This window comes from Brevibacterium sp. Mu109, from assembly GCF_900169375.1.
In the GTDB taxonomy this organism is placed as follows: Bacteria; Actinomycetota; Actinomycetes; order Actinomycetales; family Brevibacteriaceae; genus Brevibacterium; species Brevibacterium yomogidense_A.
The window spans coordinates 1-1,320 of sequence record NZ_FXZF01000097.1 but is presented as its reverse complement, the minus strand read 5'-3'; the positions used below and the strand labels follow the sequence as shown (position 1 = coordinate 1,320).

1 protein-coding gene is annotated in these 1,320 nt (G+C 57.5%); it reads right to left on the bottom strand.

Going from position 1 to position 1,320, the window contains the following annotated elements:
* Window positions 1–640 precede the first annotated feature (640 nt).
* Window positions 641–1,297 (bottom strand): YibE/F family protein, encoded by a 657-nt coding sequence (locus tag BSP109_RS16595; RefSeq protein WP_101602060.1) that lies wholly within the window; start codon window positions 1,295–1,297, stop codon window positions 641–643.
* Between the last annotated feature and the right edge of the window lie 23 nt (window positions 1,298–1,320).

Sequence of the window (1,320 nt, the reverse complement as noted above, 5' to 3'; positions counted from 1 at the left end):
CAATGGCCGACTCGAGCATCTGCGCGGGATCGCGCTTGGGTTCCGGAACCTGAGGCACTACATCGACAGGAGTCTGCTCGAAGCCGGCGGTTTCAGACCTCGACTACACCCTCGTTCGTGAAGAGCCAGATAAGGACCAAGCACTGCCGAGCGCAGTTCGATCGAATCGACTATTCCACCCATGCAGCCTAGGTAGTTGTGAGTGCGTGGCTATCTCAGTGACGAGATGGGAAGCGAATGCGTCGATCAGCAAGCTCAGCGATTTAGGTTTACTGGTGCTGCGTTGGGGGAGTATGGAGTTGATGGGCTCAATCCCGCTGGATCTTCACTTCAACGGCCTGAGGTGAATCATGCAGTGTCCTTCGCATAGCCGAGGGGTTCGTTCATGAGTGCTGGGTGGGATGGTGTCGACGAGATTCGTTGAGGGCGCTATCGAGTTTGATACTGGAGATCGGTCTTCGGCCTCGGAGCGTGACCTCGACTGAAGAGGGCCGCCGAGTTGAAGTTGTTCAATGATTTCAGATGCCGGGGGCCGCGTTCATGGTCTTCATGGGTATTGTCGCGACATGCTCGATCGATCACGGGTTTCGCCTCGAGCTTGGCTGGCTCTTGGGCCAACGATCGTTATAATGCGAGCCGATTAGTGCTTCGGACCCCGAGACGAACTAGCTGTGGAAGGAATCCGGGATAGGAGAAGCGCGAACACTGTTGTTGCCGGCATGGTGATGATAATCCCGATGACACCTGCCAGCATCTGGGTCAGTGTCGTGGACACGGTGTCGGTCTGGAGGAAGGCCGATAAAGGCTGATTGTAGGTGTGGGCGAGCACGAACGCGGCGAGGCCCGCTCCGACGACTGAGAAGCTGATGGTGTAGATCGCTGAGGCAGAGTGGTCCCTTCCAACGGAAAGGGCAGTCGGGACTATCACTTTCCATTGGGGCCGTGTGTCTGGGGCGGTGTGAGAGAAAACGGTCGCGGCTTGCGCCGCAGCGATATCGTTGAGGATTCCAATCAATGCGATGAGCAACGCAGACAAAGAGAGTGTCGAAAGGTCGATGTTGAGGTTGGTGTACGTGAGTGCGGAGGCCGATTCATCGGCAGGACCTAGGCGCAACCAGGTTGACAAGAGTGTCCCTGCGGCCATTGCGGTGGCGGCTCCGCACATGGTTCCTCCCCATGCGGCGAGCGTTTTCGGGCTCTTCGTAATTGAGGGTGTAGACCCCAGGTGCTGAAGGCCGGGTCGTGTCGCTCCACGGATAGACGTCGAGGTCTCCCGATGATGGAAGTTCTCACACACTCCATCCGGAAGACCTCGACATG